19 protein-coding genes and 1 pseudogene are annotated in these 20,778 nt (G+C 74.0%); 10 read left to right on the top strand and 10 right to left on the bottom strand.

Annotated features, from left to right (window positions below; genetic code table 11):
* Positions 1-36 precede the first annotated feature (36 nt).
* Genes H7X46_RS15740 through mptB form a run of 3 tightly spaced genes read right to left on the bottom strand, consistent with a single transcriptional unit; the run spans position 37 to position 3,388 of the window.
* Complete coding sequence (locus H7X46_RS15740; RefSeq protein ID WP_370588795.1) at positions 37-816, bottom strand: ABC transporter permease; 780 nt, start codon at positions 814-816, stop codon at positions 37-39.
* Entirely contained in the window at positions 813-1,724 is a 912-nt protein-coding gene (locus H7X46_RS15735) for an ABC transporter ATP-binding protein (RefSeq protein ID WP_186360120.1), read from the bottom strand. The genes H7X46_RS15740 and H7X46_RS15735 overlap by 4 nt, the downstream gene beginning before the upstream one ends.
* Positions 1,721-3,388, bottom strand: a complete 1,668-nt coding sequence (mptB, locus tag H7X46_RS15730) for a polyprenol phosphomannose-dependent alpha 1,6 mannosyltransferase MptB (protein ID WP_186360119.1) — start codon at positions 3,386-3,388, stop codon at positions 1,721-1,723. Before mptB ends, H7X46_RS15735 begins: the two co-directional genes overlap by 4 nt.
* A gap of 138 nt (positions 3,389-3,526) precedes the next feature.
* Here mptB and H7X46_RS15725 point away from each other — a divergent pair.
* The 7 genes and pseudogenes from H7X46_RS15725 to H7X46_RS15695 all read left to right on the top strand — a co-directional run.
* Positions 3,527-4,363: pseudogene (locus tag H7X46_RS15725) on the top strand (helix-turn-helix transcriptional regulator); the annotation flags it as partial.
* A 242-nt stretch (positions 4,364-4,605) separates the two neighbouring features.
* A complete protein-coding gene (gene sufB, locus H7X46_RS15720) occupies positions 4,606-6,042 on the top strand; it encodes a Fe-S cluster assembly protein SufB (protein WP_186360118.1) in 1,437 nt (478 codons plus the stop codon).
* A complete protein-coding gene (sufD, locus tag H7X46_RS15715; RefSeq protein ID WP_186360117.1) occupies positions 6,039-7,223 on the top strand; it encodes a Fe-S cluster assembly protein SufD in 1,185 nt (394 codons plus the stop codon). The genes sufB and sufD overlap by 4 nt, the downstream gene beginning before the upstream one ends.
* 34 nt (positions 7,224-7,257) lie before the next feature.
* Entirely contained in the window at positions 7,258-8,037 is a 780-nt protein-coding gene (sufC, locus tag H7X46_RS15710) for a Fe-S cluster assembly ATPase SufC (RefSeq protein ID WP_186360116.1), read from the top strand.
* A gap of 2 nt (positions 8,038-8,039) precedes the next feature.
* Positions 8,040-9,344 (top strand): cysteine desulfurase, encoded by a 1,305-nt coding sequence (locus tag H7X46_RS15705; RefSeq protein ID WP_186360115.1) that lies wholly within the window; start codon positions 8,040-8,042, stop codon positions 9,342-9,344.
* Positions 9,344-9,805 (top strand): Fe-S cluster assembly sulfur transfer protein SufU, encoded by a 462-nt coding sequence (gene sufU / locus H7X46_RS15700; protein WP_186360114.1) that lies wholly within the window; start codon positions 9,344-9,346, stop codon positions 9,803-9,805. Before H7X46_RS15705 ends, sufU begins: the two co-directional genes overlap by 1 nt.
* Positions 9,802-10,209 carry a metal-sulfur cluster assembly factor gene (locus tag H7X46_RS15695; RefSeq protein ID WP_186360113.1) on the top strand — a complete coding sequence of 136 codons (408 nt, stop codon included), beginning with the start codon at positions 9,802-9,804 and terminating at the stop codon, positions 10,207-10,209. Before sufU ends, H7X46_RS15695 begins: the two co-directional genes overlap by 4 nt.
* A gap of 157 nt (positions 10,210-10,366) precedes the next feature.
* Here the strand turns inward: H7X46_RS15695 and H7X46_RS15690 are convergent, their stop codons facing one another.
* The 4 genes from H7X46_RS15690 to H7X46_RS15675 form a co-directional block, all read right to left on the bottom strand.
* A complete protein-coding gene (locus H7X46_RS15690) occupies positions 10,367-11,416 on the bottom strand; it encodes an adenylate/guanylate cyclase domain-containing protein (RefSeq protein WP_186360112.1) in 1,050 nt (349 codons plus the stop codon).
* A 3-nt stretch (positions 11,417-11,419) separates the two neighbouring features.
* Positions 11,420-11,869: a universal stress protein gene (locus H7X46_RS15685; protein ID WP_186360111.1), complete on the bottom strand. Its 450-nt coding sequence runs from the start codon at positions 11,867-11,869 to the stop codon at positions 11,420-11,422.
* Between the two features lie 135 nt (positions 11,870-12,004).
* Complete coding sequence (locus H7X46_RS15680) at positions 12,005-13,288, bottom strand: lycopene cyclase family protein (RefSeq protein WP_186360110.1); 1,284 nt, start codon at positions 13,286-13,288, stop codon at positions 12,005-12,007.
* 90 nt (positions 13,289-13,378) lie between these two features.
* Entirely contained in the window at positions 13,379-14,158 is a 780-nt protein-coding gene (locus H7X46_RS15675) for an SDR family oxidoreductase (protein ID WP_186360109.1), read from the bottom strand.
* A gap of 147 nt (positions 14,159-14,305) precedes the next feature.
* Between H7X46_RS15675 and H7X46_RS15670 the strand changes: the two genes are divergently transcribed.
* From H7X46_RS15670 to H7X46_RS15660, 3 genes are all read left to right on the top strand, one after another.
* Entirely contained in the window at positions 14,306-15,928 is a 1,623-nt protein-coding gene (locus tag H7X46_RS15670; protein ID WP_186360108.1) for an ABC-F family ATP-binding cassette domain-containing protein, read from the top strand.
* A 313-nt stretch (positions 15,929-16,241) separates the two neighbouring features.
* Positions 16,242-16,451: a helix-turn-helix domain-containing protein gene (locus H7X46_RS15665; RefSeq protein WP_010240451.1), complete on the top strand. Its 210-nt coding sequence runs from the start codon at positions 16,242-16,244 to the stop codon at positions 16,449-16,451.
* A 125-nt stretch (positions 16,452-16,576) separates the two neighbouring features.
* Positions 16,577-18,475: an ABC transporter ATP-binding protein gene (locus H7X46_RS15660; protein WP_255426145.1), complete on the top strand. Its 1,899-nt coding sequence runs from the start codon at positions 16,577-16,579 to the stop codon at positions 18,473-18,475.
* 10 nt (positions 18,476-18,485) lie between these two features.
* On the opposite strand, the gene H7X46_RS15655 is transcribed toward H7X46_RS15660, so the two are convergent.
* Genes H7X46_RS15655 through H7X46_RS15645 form a run of 3 tightly spaced genes read right to left on the bottom strand, consistent with a single transcriptional unit; the run spans position 18,486 to position 20,742 of the window.
* Positions 18,486-19,109, bottom strand: a complete 624-nt coding sequence (locus tag H7X46_RS15655) for a DAK2 domain-containing protein (RefSeq protein ID WP_186360107.1) — start codon at positions 19,107-19,109, stop codon at positions 18,486-18,488.
* On the bottom strand, positions 19,106-20,116 hold the full coding sequence (locus H7X46_RS15650; RefSeq protein ID WP_186360106.1) for a dihydroxyacetone kinase subunit DhaK: 1,011 nt from the start codon (positions 20,114-20,116) through the stop codon (positions 19,106-19,108). Before H7X46_RS15650 ends, H7X46_RS15655 begins: the two co-directional genes overlap by 4 nt.
* Before the next feature lie 35 nt (positions 20,117-20,151).
* Positions 20,152-20,742, bottom strand: a complete 591-nt coding sequence (locus tag H7X46_RS15645; protein ID WP_186360105.1) for a TetR/AcrR family transcriptional regulator — start codon at positions 20,740-20,742, stop codon at positions 20,152-20,154.
* Positions 20,743-20,778 lie beyond the last annotated feature (36 nt).

Genomic DNA, 20,778 nt, shown 5'->3' with positions numbered 1-20,778 from the left:
GCAGGGTCAGGACCCTCGCAACCACTCACGGGCGCGTCAGCGCCACCGCACCAGCCGCGACGCCAGCACCCCGGCGGCGACCGCCCACCCGGCCAGGACCAGCAGCGATCCGGGGGCCGGGAACCCCCCGGCGCCGAGCGCGTCGCGCAGTGCCTCGGCCAGCGCGCCGGACGGCAGCCAGGACGCCACCGCGCCCAGCGGGCCGGGCAGGTCCGCGACCGGGACGACGATCCCGCCGGCGAGCAGCAGCACGAACCAGACCACGTTCGCGACCGCGAGCACGATCTCGGCCCGCAGCGTGCCGCCCAGCAGGATCCCGAGCGCCCCGAACGCGGCCCCGCCCAGCAGCACGGCGGCCGCGACGCCGTCGAGCCGGGCCCCGGCCGGGTCCCAGCCCAGCGCGAGCGCCAGCAGGCCCAGCAGCACCACCTGGATCACGACCACGGCGGCCACGGCCGCCAGCCGCCCGCACACCAGCAGCCAGCGCGGCAGCGCGGTCGCCGCGAGCCGCCGCAGTGCCCCGTACCGGCGGTCGAACCCGAGCGCGATGGCCTGGCTGGTGAACGCCGAGCTCATCACGGCCAGCGCGAGCATCGAGGCGAGGACCTGCGGCACTCGCGGCTCCGGTGCGGGGATCGCCGGCACCAGGGTGACGGCGACCAGCAGGGCGGCCGGGATCAACAGGGTGAGCAGCACCTGCTCGGCGTTGCGCAGCGCGAGCCGGGTCTCCAGCCCGCCCTGGGCACGCAGCATGGTGAGCGCGCCGCCGCGGCCGGGGTCCGGGGTGAAGGTCCCGGCGGGGAAGGGGTCGTTCACGGCCGCAGCTCCCGTCCGGTGAGGTCGAGGAAGACGTCCTCCAGGCTGCGCCGGATGACCTGGACGTCGTCGGCCATGACGCCCTGGTCGGCGCACCACGAGGTGATCGCGGCCAGCGCGGCCGGGTCGATCCGGCCCTGCACCCGGTAGCGCCCGGGCGCGGTCTCGGCGGTGGCGTACCCGGCCGGGAGCCGGGTGTCGAGCCCCGCCGTGTCCATCCCGGGGCGGGCCCGGAACCGCAGCTCGGTCTGGTCGCCCGCGGTGAGCTGGGCCGGGGAGCCGTGCGCGACGACCGCACCCCGGTCGATGATCACGACGTCGTCCGCGAGCTGCTCGGCCTCGTCCATCAGGTGCGTGGTGAGCAGCACCCCCACGCCGTCCCGGCGCAGCGCCCGGACCAGGTCCCACACGAGGTGGCGGGCCTGCGGGTCCAGCCCGGCCGTCGGCTCGTCGAGGAACACCAGCTCGGGCCGCCCGACGACGGCGCAGGCCAGTGCGAGCCGCTGCTGCTCCCCACCGGAGAGCCGCTTGAACGGCGTCTGCGCGCGCGGTCGCAGCCCGAGCACGTCCAGCAGGACGTCCGGGTCGATGGGGCGGGCCGCGCAGGCCGCGACCAGGCGCAGCATCTCGCCGGCCCGGACGGCCGGGTAGGCCCCGCCGCCCTGCGGCATGACACCGACCCGTGGCCGTACCGCGTCGTCACCGGGGGCGTGGCCGAGCACGGTGACCCGGCCGCCGGACGCGGCCCGGAACCCGGTGCAGACCTCGACCGTGCTGGACTTCCCGGCCCCGTTCGGCCCGAGCAGGGCCAGCACCTCGCCGCGGGCGAGGTCGAGGTCGATCCCGTCCACCGCGGTCGTCGGGCCGTACCGGACGACCAGCTCGCGGACCTCCAGCGCGGCGGTCACGACGCCGGGGCGGTGGGGGTCGGGGCGCGCAGCAGTCGCCGCACCACCAGCAGCGACAGGGCGAACATGGCCAGACCGGCGAACACGGACAGCGGCAGCTGGAAGGCGCGGAAGATGAAGTCGGCCCCGGTCGGCGGCACGACCAGCGCCAGGAACGCCGACAGCAGCAGCATCGCCCGCCGGTAGCGGGGCATCGCCCGGGTCGCAACCAGCGGCAGCAACGCCCAGAACAGGTACCAGGGGTGCACGACCGGGCCCAGCAGCACCACCGCACCGAGCCCCGCGCCCGTGCCGGTGACCGGGTCGAGCCGCCCGCGCAGGCAGGCGAGCAGCAGCGCCACGACGACGATCCCCATCGGGATCGCGAACAGCCCGCGGGCCAGCGCCAGGGTGGCCTCGGTGTGGTCGCCGAGCCCGGCGAGCCGGCCCACCTGTCCGGCGATCAGGCCGACGTCGGTGCTCACCGACATCCAGCTGAGGATCGCGCTGGGTGCCGAGAGCCCGCGCAGCCAGTTGAAGCCCAGCCCGGTGGCGAAGCTGAACACCGAGAAGACGACGGCTGCGATGGCGGTGAGCCAGCTCGTCATGATCACCCAGTCGACGACCCGTCCGTGGTGCAGATGGTCGTTCCGCCTGCGCTCCTCTCCGCGCAGATGGTCGTTCCGCCTGCGCTCCTCTCCGCGCTTGCGGACCAGATACACGCCGACGAAACCGAGCGCGAGCAGCGCCGGCAGCTTCACCGACGCCGCCGCGACGATCAGCGCCGCACCCAGGGTGATGCGCCACCAGGGCTGGACCCGGTCGTCCCGCCCGAGCATGACGTACAGCCCGAGCAGCATCAGCGAAATCATGATCGACTCGTTGTGGATGCCGCTGACCATGTGGAACAGCACCAGCGGGTTCGCCGCGCCGAGCCAGAGCACCAGGCCGGCATCGAGGTCGAACCGGTCCGCGAGCCGGGGTAGCACCCAGGCCAGCAACGCGACCCCGGCCAGCGCCAGCAGCCGGTGCTCGGCGATCCCGAGGACGACGTCGTGGCCGGAGAACGCGGTGATGATCCGGCCGAGCCCGAGGAACAGCGGCCCGTACGGGGCCGGGGTGTCCCGCCAGACCGTCGGGATGCCCCGGGTGAGCGGGTCGTCCACGCCCAGCGCCTGCGCCGGGCCGATCGAGTACGGGTCGATGCCGCGGGCGAGCGTCGCGCTCTGGGCCAGGTAGCTGTAGATGTCCTTGGAGAACATCGGCGGCGCCAGCGCGAGCGGGATCCCCCACAGCACCGCGGTGCGGGCGAGCTCGCGCCGCTCCGGGGCCGGGTGCACGGCGCCGCGGGCGGTGAGCATCCGGGCGATCCACAGCCAGGCCGTGACGACCATGAGCAGCCCGGTGTAGGTGACGGCGATGGCCAGGGTGACGTTGCGGGCCGGCAGACCGATCACCCGCAGCCCGTGCAGCGGGTTCGGCACGGGGAAGGCGGCCGAGCCGAGCGCGCTGATCCCCATGAGGATCGCGCCGGTCAGGCCGAGGACGCGCGCGATCCGGGCCTGCTCGCGCAGCCCGCGCCGGGCCGCCGGCGGCTTCCGGCCGGGGCCGGACGCGGTGTCCGCCGGCGCCGGTCGCGTCGGGGAGTCGTCGCGCCCGGGTGGGGCGACCTCGGGCGTCACCATGACCATGCAGGTTAGTGGGGCGGGCTCCGGGCTCCGGGACCGGTCTCCACCGCCCGCGACCTCGGCGACCCCGGTGACCCCGGTCATATCTGGGGGGTGGGTTTTGCTGCCGGCGCCGATATCCGCAACACTGGTGTTGTGAAAACAGACCGGACGGCGCACCGGCGCCCGGACCCCGCCTGCGGGCACGGGTCCGAAGCCGTGCTGCCCGGATCCGGATCGGGCACCCGGGCCGCGGTGGCGCGGGTGCTCATGGAGCAGGGTCCGGTCACGGCCGCGGTCGTCGCGGGCGAGCTGGAGCTCACCGAGGCCGCCGTCCGGCGGCACCTGGATGCGCTGATCGCCGACGGTGAGGCCGAGGTCCGGGCCCCGGCCCGGTCGGCGCGTCCCCGCGGGCGCGGCCGTCCGGCCAAGGAGTACCTGCTCACCGACACCGGCCGGGTCCGGTTCGGGCACGGTTACGACGACCTGGCCACCTCGGCCCTGCGGTTCCTCTCCGAGACGGCGGGGGAGCAGGCGGTGGACGCGTTCGCCCGTCGCCGGGTGCGTGAGCTGCTGGGACCCGACAGGGGATCGGTCGCGGCGGCGGGCACCTCGGCCGAGCGCGCCGAGGTGCTGGCCCGGGTGCTCAGCGACCGTGGCTACGCTGCACAGACCCGCCGCGGCGGGTCCGGCGTGCAGCTCTGCCAGCACCACTGCCCGGTGGCGCACGTCGCCGCCGAGTTCCCGGAGCTCTGCGAAGCCGAGACCAGGGCCTTCGCCGAGCTGCTGGGCACGCACGTGCAGCGGCTGGCGACGATCGCGCGCGGCGGCGCCGCGTGCACCACACACGTCCCGCTCGAGGATCCCGAACTCCTCGGGCGGGCCCGGCACGGGAAGAGGGAAGGGGGCCCCGACTCCGGCACCGGGAGTCCGCGACCTGCTCTTGGGTTGCGGGCGACGGAAGAAGTCCCGACGCCCCGCGCCGGAACTCCGCAACCACCTGCTCGGCTGCAGGAGACGGTGCTGCGGGAGACGGACGAGGACGTCCCGACGACGTCCGGCACCGTTGATCCGCAACCACCTGCTCGGCTGCGGGAGCTGGACGAGGATGCCCCGAAGTCCGGCACCGTTAGTCCGCAACCACCTGCTCGGCTGCGGAAGATGGAAGAAGAATCCGGCCCCGCCGAAGGCGGGTCCAGGTCCCACCACGGTCCCCGAAAGGGAGGCAGTCCTCAATGACGACCACTCCTGAAGTGCGCACCGAGCTCACCCAGGAGGAGACGATCGCGGCGCTCGGCCGGTACGACTTCGGCTGGGCGGACTCCGACGAGGCGGGTGCCGCCGCCAAGCGCGGCCTCTCCTCGGAGGTCGTCGCCGACATCTCCCGCCTGAAGAACGAGCCGGACTGGATGCTCGAGTTCCGGCAGAAGTCGCTCGATCTCTTCGAGAAGAAGCCGATGCCGCGGTGGGGCTCCGACCTGTCCGGGATCGACTTCGACAACATCAAGTACTTCGTGCGCTCCACGGAGAAGCAGGCCACCAGCTGGGAGGACCTGCCGGAGGACATCAAGAACACCTACGACAAGCTGGGCATCCCCGAGGCCGAGAAGGCCCGCCTGGTCGCCGGTGTCGCCGCGCAGTACGAGTCCGAGGTCGTCTACCACCAGATCCGCGAGGACCTGGAGGCGCAGGGCGTCATCTTCCTCGACACCGACACCGGTCTGAAGGAGCACCCCGAGCTCTTCAAGGAGTACTTCGGTTCGGTCATCCCCGCCGGTGACAACAAGTTCTCCGCGCTGAACTCGGCGGTCTGGTCGGGCGGGTCGTTCATCTACGTGCCGCCGGGCGTGCACGTCGACATCCCGCTGCAGGCCTACTTCCGGATCAACACCGAGAACATGGGCCAGTTCGAGCGGACGCTGATCATCGTCGACGAGGGTGCCTACGTGCACTACGTCGAGGGCTGCACCGCGCCGATCTACAAGACCGACTCGCTGCACTCGGCCGTGGTGGAGATCGTGGTGAAGAAGGGCGGCCGCTGCCGCTACACCACGATCCAGAACTGGTCGAACAACGTCTACAACCTGGTCACCAAGCGCGCCAAGGCCGAGGAGGGCGCGACCATGGAGTGGGTCGACGGCAACCTCGGCTCCAAGGTGACGATGAAGTACCCGGCCGTGTGGCTGATGGGCGAGCACGCCAAGGGCGAGGTCCTGTCGATCGCGTTCGCGGGCGAGGGCCAGCACCAGGACGCCGGCGCGAAGATGGTGCACCTGGCGCCGAACACGTCGTCGACGATCGTGTCGAAGTCGGTGGCGCGCGGCGGCGGCCGGACGTCCTACCGCGGCCTGATCCAGGTCAACCCGCGGGCGAAGAACTCCCGGTCGACGGTGAAGTGCGACGCGCTGCTGGTCGACACGATCTCGCGGTCGGACACCTACCCCTACGTCGACATCCGCAACGACGACGTGTCGATGGGGCACGAGGCCACCGTCTCCAAGGTCTCCGAGGACCAGCTCTTCTACCTGATGAGCCGGGGCCTGACCGAGGACGAGGCGATGGCCATGGTGGTGCGCGGGTTCGTCGAGCCGATCGCCCGCGAGCTGCCCATGGAGTACGCGCTGGAGCTGAACCGGCTGATCGAGCTGCAGATGGAGGGTTCCGTCGGATGACGTCGGATGTTGCTGGCCTCGCCCCCGAGCTGAAGGGGGCCAAGGAGGGCCAGGGTGAGGTGCCGATCGCCTCGGCGGGCGAGCGGTTCCAGTCCTTCGACGTCGAGGCCTTCGAGGTCCCCGGCGGTCGCGAGGAGAACTGGCGGTTCACCCCGCTGCGCCGCCTGCGCGGGCTGCACGACGGCTCCGCGACGCTGGACGGCAAGGTGGGGGTCACGGTCACCGAGGTGGCCGGGGTGACCGTCGAGACGGTCGGCCGCGACGACGCCCGGCTCGGCGAGGGCGGGACCCCCGCCGACCGGGTCGCCGCGGCGGCCTGGTCGGCCTTCACCGAGGCCACCGTCGTGACCCTGGACGGGACGCCCGAGCCGGTGACGATCACGGTGGACGGGCCCGGTGAGGGCGTCTCCGCGGCCGGGCACCTGCACATCCGGACGACCCCGCACACGCAGGCGACGGTCGTCGTCGAGCACCGGGGGCACGGTGCTCTGGCCGACAACACCGAGGTCGTGCTCGGCGACGGCTCCCGGCTGACCCTGGTGGTCACCGAGGAGTGGGCCGACGACGCGGTGCACGTGGGCGCCGAGCACTACCGCATCGGCCGTGACGCGACCCTGCGCGCCACCGCCGTCCAGCTCGGCGGCGACCTGGTGCGGGTGTCGTCCACCGTGCACTACGCCGGTCCCGGCGGCGACGCCGAGCTGCTCGGCCTGGGCTTCGCCGACGCGGGCCAGCACCTGGAGCAGCGGCTGCTCGTGGACCACGCGGTCCCGAACTGCACGTCCAACGTGCTCTACAAGAACGCGCTGCAGAGCGACTCCCGCGAGTCGGCACACGTGGTGTGGATCGGCGACGTGCTGATCCGGGCCGCGGCCGAGAACACCCAGACCTTCGAGTTCAACCGCAACCTGGTGCTCACCGAGCACGCCCGCGCGGACTCGGTCCCGAACCTGGAGATCGAGACCGGCGAGATCGCCGGCGCCGGGCACGCGAGCGCCACCGGCCGGTTCGACGACGAGCAGCTGTTCTACCTGCGCAGCCGCGGCATCCCCGAGGAGCAGGCCCGCCGCCTCGTCGTGCGGGGCTTCTTCGGCGAGATCCTGAACAAGATCACGCTGCCGGACCTCAAGGCGCGCCTCGACGCCGCCGTCGAGGCCGAGCTCGCGATCACCGGCGCCTGAGACCACCACACCAGTAACGGAGCGACCACTACAGATGTCCACTCTGGAGATCAAGGACCTGCACGCCGCGGTCGAGACCGAGGACGGTCCGAAGGAGATCCTGCGCGGGGTCGACCTCACCGTCCGCGCGGGTGAGACGCACGCGATCATGGGCCCGAACGGCTCCGGCAAGTCCACACTGGCCTACGCCGTCGCCGGGCACCCGAAGTACGAGATCACCTCCGGCGAGGTGCTGCTGGACGGCGAGAACGTCCTGGAGATGTCCGTCGACGAGCGGGCCCGGGCGGGCCTGTTCCTCGCCATGCAGTACCCGGTCGAGGTGCCGGGCGTGTCGATGGCGAACTTCCTGCGCTCGGCCGCCACCGCGGTCCGCGGCGAGGCCCCGAAGCTGCGCACCTGGGTCAAGGAGGTCAAGGACGCGATGTCCGGCCTCGACATCGACCCGGCGTTCGCCGACCGCTCGGTGAACGAGGGCTTCTCCGGCGGCGAGAAGAAGCGCCACGAGGTCCTGCAGCTCGAGCTGCTGAACCCGAAGATCGCGATCCTGGACGAGACCGACTCCGGTCTCGACGTCGACGCCCTGCGCGTCGTCTCCGAGGGCGTGAACCGGTACCGGGCGAAGGACGACACCGGCGTCCTGCTGATCACGCACTACACCCGGATCCTCAACCACATCAAGGTCGACCGCGTGCACGTGTTCGCCGGTGGCCGCATCGTCGAGTCCGGCGGCCCGGAGCTGGCCGACGAGCTCGAGAAGAACGGCTACGTGCGGTTCACCCAGGGCGCGAAGGCCGACCAGAAGGCGCTGGCCTGATCATGACGACCGTGCACGGAACCGGGACCACGGCCGGGCTCGACACCGCCGCCGTGGCCCGGATCCGGGCGGACTTCCCGATCCTCGCGCGCACCGTGCGCGAGGAGAAGCCGCTGGTCTACCTCGACTCCGGCGCGACCTCCCAGCGGCCGCGCCAGGTGCTCGACGCCGAGCGGGCGTTCCTGGAGCGGCACAACGCCGCCGTCCACCGGGGCGCCCACCAGCTCGCCGAGGAGGCCACCGACGCCTACGAGTCCGCCCGGTCCCGCATCGCGGCGTTCGTGGGCGCGGCCGTCGACGAGGTCGTCTTCGTCAAGAACGCGACCGAGGGCATCAACCTGGTCGCGTACGGCATCGGGAACGCCTCGATCCGGGACGGGCTCTCCGCGGAGTCCGAGCGGTTCGCGCTCGGCCCCGGCGACGAGGTCGTGGTCACCCAGCTGGAGCACCACGCCAACCTGGTGCCCTGGCAGGAGCTGTGCCGGCGCACCGGGGCGACCCTGCGCTGGTACGAGGTCACCGACGAGGGCCGGATCGACCTCGACTCGCTGGAGCTCACCGACCGCACCAAGGTCGTGGCGTTCACGCACCAGTCGAACGTCACCGGAGCGGTCGCCCCGGTCGAGGAGCTGGTGGGGCGGGCCCGGGCGGTCGGCGCGCTGACCGTGCTGGACGCCTGCCAGTCCGTCCCGCACGCGCCGGTGGACCTGCACGGGCTCGGCGTCGACTTCGCCGTGTTCTCCGGGCACAAGATGCTCGGCCCGTCCGGCGTGGGCGTGCTGTACGGCCGCCGGGAGCTCCTGGAGGCGCTGCCGCCGTTCCTCACCGGCGGGTCGATGATCGAGCTGGTGCGGATGGAGGGCTCGACCTACGCCCCGCCGCCGCAGAAGTTCGAGGCCGGCGTGCCGATGACGTCGCAGGCCGTGGGCCTCGGCGCGGCCGTCGACTACCTGTCGGAGATCGGCATGGACGCGGTCGCCGCCCACGAGGCGGAGCTCACCGGCGCCGCGCTCGAGCAGCTCTCCGCGATCGACGGCCTGCGGATCGTCGGGCCGACCGGCACCGAGGGCCGCGGGGGAGCGGTGTCGTTCCTGGTGGACGGCATCCACGCGCACGACCTGTCCCAGGTGCTCGACGACCGCGGTGTCGCGATCCGGGTCGGCCACCACTGCGCGTGGCCGCTGCACCGGCGCTTCGGGGTCGTCGCGACCGCGCGGGCGTCGTTCGCGGTGTACAACACGCTCGACGAGGTCGAGGCGCTGGCCGACGGCATCCGGGCCGCCCAGAAGTTCTTCGGGGTGATCTGATGCAGCTGCAGCAGATGTACCAGGAGATCATCCTGGACCACTACCGGGACCCGCACGGGTCGGGCCTGCGCGAGCCCTACGACGCCGAGTCCCACCACGTGAACCCGACGTGCGGTGACGAGGTCACCCTCCGGGTCCGGGTCGACGGCGACACGGTCGCCGACGTGTCGTACGAGACGCTGGGCTGTTCGATCAGCCAGGCGTCGGTGTCGGTGCTGCACGATCTCCTCGTCGGCCGGTCGGTCGACGAGGCGTGGCGGATCCTGGCGTCGTTCCAGGAGATGGCGCAGGGCCGCGGCCAGGTCGAGCCGGACGAGGACGTGCTCGGCGACGGCGTCGCGTTCGCCGGGGTCGCCAAGTACCCGGCCCGGGTGAAGTGCGCGCTGCTGGGCTGGATGGCGTTCAAGGACGCCGTCTCGCGCACGGACGCGAAGATCGAGACGGAGGGATCTCCGGCATGAGCGAGACCACCGAGCAGCAGAACGAGACCGACGACGTCGTCCGCGGGGCGGCCGGGATGCCCGAGCCCCCGGCCGCGACCGACGGCGCGTCGCTGGAGGCGCTCGAGGAGGCGATGAAGGACGTCGTCGACCCCGAGCTCGGCATCAACGTCGTCGACCTCGGCCTCGTCTACGGCATCGACGTGGACGGCGAAACCGCGGTCATCGACATGACCCTCACCTCGGCGGCCTGCCCGCTGACCGACGTGATCGAGGAGCAGACCCGCTCCGCGCTCACCGCGGGCCCGGACGGGGGGCTCGTCTCCGACGTCCGGATCAACTGGGTCTGGATGCCGCCGTGGGGCCCGGAGAAGATCACCGAGGACGGCCGCGAGCAGCTGCGCGCCCTCGGCTTCCGGGTCTGACCCGGGCGGCCCCGGCGCCGCCGCACCCCGTGTCCCCGTGCCGCACCCGGTGTCGGCGTGCCGCACCCGCCCGGGTAGGTGCGGCACGCCGGTGCGGGGTGCGGCGGCCTGCGCGCTCGTGGGACGTGACCGGGGCCCGGCACCAGGAGCGGGGTGCTCAGCGTTCCCGGGCTCCGCGCAGCGTCCACGCCCGCAGGTGCGTGTAGCCACGGGTGTGCAGGGTCGCGATCCGCCGCAGGTCGAAGCGGGGGTCGTCGCGCAGCGCCTCGTGGACCTCCCGGTCCACCAGCACCGTGTCCGGCTTCGCCTCCGAGGTGAGCCGGGCGGCGACGTTGACGACCTCGCCGTAGACGTCGCCGTAGCGGCTGAGCACCATGCCGTGCGCCAGCCCGATCCGCAGCGGCGGCAGCGCCGGCTCGGCCCGCACCCGGTCGCGGAGCCCGAGCGCGATGGCGGCGGCGTCTGCCGGGTGCTCGGTGACGAACAGGACCTCGTCCCCGACCGTCTTGATGATCCGTCCGCGGCCGTTCGTGATGACCTCGTTCGTGACCGATCCGAACCGCTCGATCATCTCGCCGAGCTCGTCCAGCGAGCGGCGCCGGGTGGTGCGGGTGAAGCCGACCATGTCGGCGAACCCGACCGACAGCGGCCAGGTGTCGGCGGCGATGTGCTCGGCGTCACTGCGCTGCGCGCCCGCCGTCCAGCGGGCCGCGGTCGCGGCCAGGTGCCGGCGCCAGACGTAGGACTGCAGGGCCTCCAGGTCGGGCAGCACCTCGGCGGCGAGCCGCGCGGCCGCCCGCGGTGTCAGCTCACCCACCTGGGACGCCGCCACCTGGGCCAGCATCCCGATCTGCCACTCGGCGAGCCGGGACAGCGACTGCGCGACCGCGCGGGCCACGGCTTCCCGCACCTCGGCGTCCGGCAGCCAGTCCCGGCTGAGCGCGATGACCCTCCGCGCGGCCTCCAGGTCGGCCCGGGTGAACACCCGCGCCGACGGGTCGGTCTCCGGGAAGCCGAGCGCGCGCCACAGCCGTCCCGACTCCTCCGGGTCCAGCCCGGCGGCCTCCACCAGCTCGTCCCGGGTGAACTCGCGCGGCGCGCCGAGGATGAACTCGTCGAGGACCCCGCCCTCGAGCTGGGTCCAGTCGACGTCGGCGGGATCCGGCAGGGCCGGCCCGCTCCCGGAGCCCGGAGGTTCGGAGGCCACGGATCAGGTGGTGTGCACGACCAGCACGTCCACCCCGGCGCGGCGGGTGGCGTCCGAGGGCACCGACCCGAGCAGCCGGCCGGAGAGCGTGTTCAACCCCCGGTTGCCGACGACGAGCAGGTCGGCGCGGTGGTCCCGGACGGCCTTGCGCAGGACGTCGACCGGCGCACCGTCCTCGGCGTGGGTGCTGACCTTCTGGGCCCCGGCGGCCGCCGCCCGGTCGGCGGCCTCGCGCAGCGCCTCCTCGGCGGGGGTCCAGCCGGTGACGAGGTAGGCCTCGTCCTTGAGCACGTCCTCGGCCTCCGCGGTGTCCTCCCGGCTCGCCGGGGTGTAGGCCGAGACGATGACGAGCGTGGAGCCGGCGTCGGCAGCCACCCGGGCGGCGCGCTCGACCGCGGCGAACGAGGTGGCCGAGCCGTCGGTGCCGACGACGATGGTCTGGTACGCGGACATGAGCAGCCTCCGGCGGGAACGGGCCGGCACGCGTGCCGCTCGCTGGCGGACGCCGCGCGGCCCTCGACACTGGGTCTGGCACGTGGACTCGACGCTACTACTGGTAACCCTTCAACTGATCATGTGGTCCCGACGTCATGACCCGATCGGGTGAAATGGCGACACCGATCGCAGCATGTGCGCCCTGACCTGCGGCGATGCGGCACGGAACACCCCGGCCATGCCGGCGACCGTGCCCACCGGGTCGTCGCGGCCGGTGAGGAAGGCCCGGCCGCTGCGCGCGGCGAAGAAGGCGTCGAAGAACCCCGGCACCAGCGGTGCGGGCAGATCGAGCACCGTGCGCAGGCCGAGCCGGCGCAGGCGGTGCACGGCGCGGGCCGACGGGGACCAGAGCAGCCGGTGCGCGGCCGCCGTCGCGCCGCCCGGGTCGCCGGGCAGGTGCCGGGCCAGGACGGCGGCGAGCCCCGGCGCGAGGCGCAGCGCCGTGGCGACGCTGAACCCGGTCGCGGGATGCACGAGCGGGGTCGCCGCGCCGAACGGGACCGGGTGCCGGGCGCCCCGCGGGGAGTCCACCGGGAACCGGACCCGCTCCACCGGGGCCCCGTCGGGGACGGTGACGCCGCGCGCCGCCAGCCGGGCCGCGAGCCGGTCCCGCAGCTCGGGCAGCGGCAGCCCGGGCCGCCGGGCGAGCGAGGTCTCCTCGAGCAGGACCCGGTCGTCGCCGTACGGGACGGCGTAGAGGAACGTCGGCGCGTCCGTCCGGCCGGGACCGGGCGGGGGCGGGCGCCAGTCCATGAACACCGCCTCGCCGGCGGCGACCACGGGTGCGGCGGCCGCCGCCGGGACGACGACGCCGTACGCGGTCTGCTCGGCCCGGGGACCGCCGCCCGGGCGGAGCCGGGACGGGGCGCCGGTGGCATCGACGACCAGGCCGGCGGTCACGACCGTGTCCGGCGCGCCTGGCCGGCGGAGCCGGACCCGGTACCCACCGTCCGCGGGCCCGGCCGGTGTGCCGAGCCCGGCGCGGCGGGTGCGGTCTCCAGGGCGCGGGGCCGGATCGGTACTGCCGGGCCGGGTGACGTCACCGGGTTCGGCGCGGCCCACCAGCACGGTGACCTCGCCCAGCCGCCCGTCCAGGTGCGCCCGCAGGCCCGCCGTGTCCAGCACGGTGTAGGGCCCCAGGCCCCGGTCGCCGCCGGGGCCCGGCAGCACCGCCCGCGCGACCGGCCGGGCCGCGACCGCGGACTCCGGGAGGCCGGCGGGCAGCTCCTCGGGCCACGCGCAGTAGGTCGCGGTCCACGGGCGGTCCGGGGCCGGGTCGGCGAGCGCGGTGCGCGGCCCGCGTCGCGCGCATTCCCCGGCCAGCGCCCGCCCGGCCGGGCCGCCGCCGAGCACCAGCACGTCAACCGCCGTCGTCACACCTCACCTGCCTCACCGGCCCCAGCCGGCACACACTCATGGACCAAGAGCACGGTGCCACGGGGCTTTCGGTCCATGAGTGCCTCCGGGTCACCCGTGCCGGCCCGCGACCAGGCTCCCGCCGTCGATGCGCAGGGTCTCGCCGGTGATCCAGGACGCGGCGTCGGACACCAGGAACGCGACGGCCTCGGCGACGTCCTGCGGCACCCCCAGCCTTTTCAGCGGGTAGCCGGCGGCGACCCCGTCCTCGTCGTGGGCGTAGAGGGCCTCGGCGAACCGGGTCTTCACCACGGCCGGGGCGACGGCGTTCACCCGGACGCCCGGCCCGAGCTGCCCGGCGAGCTCCTCGGTCAGCTTGATCAGCGCCGCCTTCGACGCGCCGTACGCGCCGATCACCCCCGTCGGGCGCAGCCCGCCGACCGAGGCGACGTTGACGATCGACCCGCCGTGCGCGCCCAGCCAGGCCCGGTGCGCCTGCTGCACGAACCCGAGCGCGGCGACGACGTTCACCTCGAAGATCTTGCTGACGGCGCCGAGGTCGGCGTCGACCAGCGGTCCGTACTGCGGGTTGATCCCGGCGTTGTTGACCAGCACGTCCAGCGAGCCGAACCGGGCGACGGTCTGCTCGACGGCGTCGGCCCGGTGGTCGGCGTCCCCGGCGTTGCCGGGCACCGCGAGGACCCGGCCGGCATCCACCCCGGCGTCCGCGGCGAGCGCCTCCGCGGCCGCCGCCAGCTCGGGCTCCTTTCGGCCGGTGATCGTCACGGACGCGCCGCGGCCGAGCAGGCAGGCCGCGATGCCGTACCCGATGCCGCGAGAGGCGCCGGTGACCAGGGCAGCCCGGCCGGACAGGGAGGTGAGATCGGTCATGGAATCGACCCTACGTCGGAATCTCGTTGCTCCCGGCCGTAGCCTGGGTGCGTGGTCCTGATCGAGTGAGCGACGCCGCCGGGCACCCGTGTGCCCGCCGCCGCCTCTCAGGTCCCTTTCCTCTGACTCCGTCCGGAGACCCCTCACGTGATCACCGCGACCGACCTCGAACTGCGCGCCGGTTCCCGCATCCTGCTCTCCGGGGCGAACCTGCGCGTGCAGCCGGGCGACCGGATCGGCCTCGTCGGCCGCAACGGCGCCGGGAAGACCACCTCGATGCGGGTGCTGGCGGGGGAGGGCGAGCCGTACTCCGGGCAGGTCGCCGCGAACTCGCCGATCGGCTACCTGCCGCAGGACCCGCGCGAGGGTGACCTGTCGGTCCCCGCGAAGGACCGGGTGCTGTCGGCCCGCGGCCTGGACACGCTGCTGGCCAAGATGGAGAAGGCCCAGACGGCGATGGCCGAGCTCGTCGACGGCCCGGCCAACGAGAAGGCCGTCCGCGAGTACGGCCGGTTGGAGGAGCGGTTCTCCGCGCTCGGCGGCTACGCGGCCGAGTCCGAGGCGGCCCGGATCTGCACCCACCTCGGCCTGCCGGACCGGGTGCTCGCCCAGCCGATGCGCACGCTCTCCGGCGGCCAGCGCCGCCGCGTCGAGCTGGCCCGCATCCTGTTCGCGGCCTCCGACGGGGGCTCGCAGTCGGCGACGACGCTGCTGCTCGACGAGCCGACCAACCACCTCGACGCCGACTCGATCACCTGGCTGCGCGGGTTCCTGCAGAACCACGAGGGCGGCCTCGTGGTGATCAGCCACGACACCGACCTGCTGGCCGCGGTCGTGAACAAGGTGTGGTTCCTCGACGCGACCCGCGGCGAGGCCGACCAGTACAACATGGACTGGCGCCGCTATCTCGAGGCGCGGGCCACGGACGAGAAGCGCCGCCGCCGGGAGCGGGCGAACGCCGAGAAGAAGGCCTCCGCGCTGCAGGCCCAGGCCGCGAAGATGGGCGCCAAGGCGACCAAGGCCGTGGCCGCGAAGAACATGGCCCGCCGCGCCGACCAGCTCCTGGCCGGGCTGGACGAGGAGCGCCAGGACGACCGGGTCGCCAAGATCCGCTTCCCGACCCCGGCCGCGTGCGGGCGGACCCCGATGACGGCCGAGGGTCTGTCGAAGGCGTACGGGTCGCTGGAGGTGTTCACCGGCGTCGACCTCGCCGTGGACCGCGGGTCCAAGGTGGTCGTGCTGGGCCTCAACGGCGCCGGCAAGACCACCCTGCTGCGGCTGCTGGCCGGCACCGAGACCCCGGACGCCGGCGCGGTCGTGCCCGGCCACGGGTTGCGGACCGGGTACTTCGCCCAGGAGCACGACACGCTCGACATGGACGCCAGCGTCTGGGACAACGTGCGGCACGCCTCGCCGGACTCCCCCGAGCAGCAGCTCCGCACGCTGCTGGGGTCGTTCATGTTCTCCGGCGAGCAGCTCGACCAGCCGGCCGGGACGCTGTCCGGTGGCGAGCGCACCCGGCTCGCGCTGGCCGGGCTGGTGTCGTCGGCGGCGAACGTGCTGCTGCTCGACGAGCCGACGAACAACCTCGACCCGGCCAGCCGCGAGCAGGTCCTCGACGCGCTGCGCCGGTTCGAGGGCGCGGTCGTGCTCGTCACGCACGACCCGGGCGCGGTCGAGGCGCTCGAACCGGACCGGGTGATCGTCCTGCCGGACGGCACCGAGGACCTCTGGTCGGCCGACTACCTCGAGCTCGTGCAGCTGGCCTGATCACCGCGACCGGTCACCGCACGCCCGTCGTGATCACCCGACCGGTCCAGTGCATCGGCCGAACGTCGCGGTTCGGTGATGCTCCGTGGTGGGTGCACCGGGCCGCCGGCCCCGGCGGGTGACGGCGCTCCGCTGATCGACTCACGCATGCTGGACCGATCACGAAACGGTGTGGGCCGTTCGGGGTAACCGCTCACCGATCTCGGTTTGTGCGTTCTGGCCAGGGATCATCATCTGGATCATCATGGCCTGATCGTCGCGCCGGATGCGGCGGTCCGCGGGGGCATCCGCGGTGGGGACGAGGGAGGGCCCAATGGCCGAGCTGAAGAAGGGCGCCCGGATCACCGGGACGCAGCGGGGCAAACTCGCGGCCGACCTGAAGAAGAAGTACGAGAAGGGCGCCAGCATCCGCTCGCTCGCCGAGCAGACCGGCCGCTCGTACGGATTCGTGCACCGGGTGCTCTCCGAGACCGGTGTGACGCTGCGTGGCCGCGGTGGCGCCACCCGCACCAAGAAGAAGTAGGGCCGTCCCGGGCCGCCGGCGGCGTCGTCGCGCGTGACGGCGCCCACCGGCGAGCGGTGCGCCGGCCCACCCGCCGCGCCGTAACGTGACCCTTCGCCGTCCACCACCGGCGAAAGGGAACACCGTTGGACCGTCCGCTCGCCCTGATGCGCGGGGTCGTCCGGGGAGCGGACTCGCCGTCCATCCGCCGGGGGTCCGTCGCGCCCGGCACCTGGCCCCGGATCTGGGGGTTCGTCCGCCCGTACCGCCGCTGGCTGGCCGGGTACCTGGCGCTCACCACCGTCACCGCGGTGATCGGCGTCGTGACCCCGCTGCTGGCCGGGCGGGTGGTCAACACCATCGTCGCGGCCCACGACCTCCCGGACCCGGCCCGGGTGGTCATCGTGATCGCCGCGGCCATCGCCGGGATGGCGGTGCTGGAGTCCGTCGCCGGACTGACCGGGCGCTGGTTCTCCGCGCGGCTCGGCGAGGGGCTCATCGAGGACCTGCGGGTCGCGGTGTTCTCGCACGTCCAGTCGATGCCGCTGGCGTTCTTCGCGCGCACCCGCACCGGTGCGCTGGTCAGCCGGCTCAACAACGACGTCATCGGTGCCCAGACCGCGATCACCAGCACGCTGTCCACGGTGCTGGCGAACACCATCCAGCTCGTGCTGGCCGTCGCCGTGATGATCGGCCTGGCGTGGCAGGTGACCGTGCTGGCCATGCTGCTGCTGCCGGTGTTCGTGGTCCCGGCCCGGCGGATGGGGACCTGGCTCGCCGAGCTCCGGCGGGAGGCCGCGGAGCTGAACGCGACCATGGGCAACCAGATGACCGAGCGGTTCTCCGCGCCCGGCGCGACGCTGGTCAAGCTGTTCGGCGACCCGGTCCAGGAGGCGGCGGTCTTCCGCGGGCAGGTGTCGCGGGTGCGGGACATCGGCGTCCGCTCGGCGATGGTGTCCCGGCTGTTCGTCACGGCGCTGCAGCTGGTGTCCGCGCTCGCCCAGGCCCTCATCTACGGCCTCGGCGGCTACCTCGCGGTGACCGGGGCGATCCCGGCCGGGACGGTCGTCGCGCTCGGCCTGCTGCTGACCCGGCTCTACACGCCGATGACGGCGCTGGCGAACGCCCGCGTCGACGTCATGACCGCGCTCGTCGCGTTCGAGCGGGTCTTCGAGGTCCTGGACCTCGCGCCGTCGATCACCGAGCGCGCGGACCCGCGCCCGCTGCCGCCCGGCCCGGTCGACGTCCGGCTCCGCGACGTCCGGTTCACCTACCCGCGCGCGACCGAGGTGTCACTGGCCTCGCTCGAGGAGGTCGCCGTGCTCGACCAGCGGGCGGGCACGGAGGTGCTGCACGGCGTCGACCTGCACGTGCGAGGCGGCGGGCTGCTCGCGCTGGTCGGGCCCTCCGGCGCCGGGAAGTCGACGCTGGCCGCCCTGGTGCCCCGGCTGTACGACGTCGACTCCGGTGCCGTCGAGCTGTCCGGGGTCGACGTCCGCGACCTGGCGTTCGCCACCCTGCGCGCAGGAGTCGGCATGGTCACCCAGGACGGGCACCTCTTCCACGACACCATCGGGGCGAACCTGCGCTACGCCGCGCCGGGCGCCACCGGCGCGGAGATGATCGAGGCGCTGCGCCGGGCCCGGCTGGGTGACCTGCTCGACGACCTGCCCGACGGCCTGGAGACCGTGGTGGGGGAGCGGGGCTACCGGCTCTCCGGCGGGGAACGCCAGCGGCTCACGATCGCCCGGCTGCTGCTGGCCAAGCCGCGGGTGGTGATCCTCGACGAGGCCACCGCGCACCTCGACTCGGAGTCGGAGGCGGCCGTGCAGGCCGCCCTGACCGAGGCGTTGATCGGCCGCACCGCCATCGTCATCGCGCACCGCCTGTCGACGGTCCGCGCGGCGGATCGCATCGCCGTGCTGGAGGCGGGCCGGGTCGTCGAGAGCGGCACCCACGACGAGCTGCTCGCCGCCGGCGGACGGTACGCGTCGCTGTACCGGATCCAGTTCGCACCGCAGGCGCCCCGGGCCACCGGAACGTGACCGGGTCCGGTCAGGCCGCGGCGGGCAGCGGCGAGCGGAGGTCCGCGTCCGGCTCGGCCACCGCCGCGATCGCCCAGAACAGCAGCGCGACCCCGACCGCACCGGGATCCTGGGCGCCCTTGGCCCGGTCGCCCAGGTACGACGCCCGGCCGTGCCGGGCGGTGAGCTCCGCCGTCCGCTCGGCACCCTCGCGTGCCGCGGTCGCCGCGGCGGCGGCGCCGTCCCGGCCGAGCGCGGTCACGGCCGGCGCGAGCGCGTCGACCAGCGTCCGGTCGCCCTCCTGCGCCTCCCCGACCCGCTGGATCGCGGTCAGGCCGGCGCGGGCACCGGAGGCGAGCGCGGCCAGGCCGTCGCCGGCGGCGTGCGCGGTGCCCAGCGCCCGGGCGATCTCGGTGAACAGCAGCCCCAGCAGCGGTCCGCTGGTGCCGCCGACCTCGTCGAGGAACACCGCGCCGAGGGCGCCGAACCCGCGCTGCCTGCCCTGCCCGGCGCGCTGCACGGCCTGCCGGACCCCGGCCCGCAGGTTGTCGCCGAAGTCGCCGTCCCCGGAGTGCTGGTCGAGGTCGGTGAGCGCGCCGTGACCGTCCTCGACGGCACGGGCGAACCGCTCCAGCACGGCGTCCTGATCGATCATCGCGTCTCCTCGTGGCGCCGCGGGAACGCCGCGGTCTCGGCGGGTGCGGCCCAGTGGTCCTTCCAGGCCGGCTGCATCCGGGTCAGCGTCAGCGAGAACCCGGCCATGTCCAGGGCCGGGACGAACGTGCCGACCAGCAGGCCGGCCCGCCCGATGCCGCGCTCGGCCAGCCCGGCGGAGGCGAGCTCGGCGACGACGTAGAGCTCCAGCAGCGCGGTCCCGCCCATCCCGTTGACGACCAGGACGCAGTCGTCGTCGCCGTCCGGGAGCCCGGCCAGGAGCTCGTCGAGCATCCGGTCCACGAGCTCCTCGGTCGGCGGCCGCGGGATCGAGGCCCGGGCCCGCTCGCCGTGGATGCCGACGCCGTAGTCCAGCTGGCCGTCCAGGGCGAACGCCGGCTCGCCGGTCCGGGCCGAGGTCTGCGCCCTCGAGGCGACGGCGAGGCTGCGCGACGCGGCCGCGACCTCGGCGCCCAGCCCGGCGAGCTCGTCCAGGCCGGCGCCGGTGTCGGCGGCGGCGCCGAGGATCTTCTCGACGACCACGGTCGCGCCGGTGCCCCGGCGGCCGGTGGCGGTGTCGAGGCCGTCGGTGGCGAGGTCGTCGTCGACCAGGACCCGGCGGACGTCGAGGCCCTCCATCCGGAGCCGCTCGGCGGCGATCCCGAAGTTGATCCGGTCGCCGGTGTAGTTCTTGACGACGTGGATCACGCCGCCGGGCCCGGCCGCGGCGCGGGAGGCGTGCAGGACCGCCTTGTTGTGCGGGGAAGTGAACACCGGGCCGGGGGCGACGGCGTCGAGCATGCCTCGGCCCAGGAAGCCGGCGTGCAGCGGCTCGTGACCGGAGCCGCCGCCGGACACCAGCCCGACCCGCCGGCCGGGTGCGCGGTGCCGGGCGACGAGGTGGATCGGGTCCTCACGCAGCTCGACGAGGTCGTCGTGGGCGCGCGCGAACCCGCGGACGGCCGCCGGGACGGGGTCGTCACCGGCCGGGTGGAAGGGGAACGGCATGGCACCGATCATGGAGGTGCCCGGCCGGTGCCGCATCAGGGGGTGCGGGCGCCGGCCCGGACCCCGTTCTCGACGACGTCGAGGACGGCGCCGAGGTCGTCGGTGGGCAGCCCCATCGCCAGGTGCGACACGAGCCCCTCCAGCACCAGCTCCAGGTACTGGGCGAGCACCGGGACCGGCACGTCGTCGCGCAGCGCGCCGGCCGCGGCCTGGCGTTCGAGCCGGGCCCGGGTGGCGGCCGTGAGCGCGCCCGAGTGCGCCTGCCAGCGGGCCCGGAACTCGGGGTCGGTGCGCAGCCGCCGGGACACCTCGAGGCGGGTGCCGAGCCAGCTGCGGTCGATCGTGCCGGGGCCGCGGGAGGAGTCGAGCAGGTCGCGCATCACCTGGACCAGTCCCTGCGCGGCGACGACGTCGGCCATCCGGCGCGCGTCCTGCTCGGCCAGGGCGAGGAACAGGGCTTCCTTGTCCCGGAAGTAGTGGAAGATCGCTCCCCGGGACAGCCCGGTGTACTCCTCCAGACGGCGGACGGTGGCGCCCTCGTAGCCGTGGTCGGCGAAGCAGCGGCGTGCGCCGTCCAGGATCTGTCGCCGCCGGGCGGCGAGCTGGTCGGTGCTGACGCGGGGCATGCCCCCAGTATTCCGTACGGTTGTCCGGCTTGCCGG

The organism is Pseudonocardia sp. C8 (assembly GCF_014267175.1).
Lineage (GTDB): Bacteria > Actinomycetota > Actinomycetes > Mycobacteriales > Pseudonocardiaceae > Pseudonocardia.
Note: the sequence above shows the minus strand (reverse complement) of the source record. Positions and strands in the feature narration are given on the sequence as shown.